1 protein-coding gene is annotated in these 313 nt (G+C 56.2%); it reads left to right on the top strand.

Features of this window, described 5'->3' with window-relative positions:
* On the top strand, positions 1–313 hold a 313-nt coding region (locus HX774_RS19615), incomplete at both ends, for an IS3 family transposase (RefSeq protein ID WP_178829046.1).

Below are 313 nucleotides of genomic sequence, written 5' to 3'. Positions count from 1 at the left end.
GTACATACTACTATCGCTCCACGGCCAAAGCTGTCGAGCTCAGTGATGGCCGCTTGGTGGAACTCATTGGCGAGATTCAAGATGAGTTTCCCGGGTATGGTTATCGACGTGTTGTCCGGGAGCTATGCGCACGCGGACATCACGTCAACCACAAACGGGTCGCTCGGATCATGCGGCAGCACGATCTAAGTGTCAGGCCGCGACGCCGATATGCGCGTGCAGGTACCGAGAGTGGAGATCTTGCGGCGTTTCCAAACCTGTATCGCAATGTCATTCCCTCCAAGCCGGATCTGGTCTGGGTGGGGGATATTAC

Origin of the sequence: Brevundimonas sp. P7753, assembly GCF_013386595.1 — a bacterium.
Taxonomy (GTDB): domain Bacteria; phylum Pseudomonadota; class Alphaproteobacteria; order Caulobacterales; family Caulobacteraceae; genus Brevundimonas; species Brevundimonas bullata.
The sequence above is the reverse complement of the archived record's forward strand: the minus strand, read 5'-3'. Positions and strand labels throughout refer to the sequence as shown.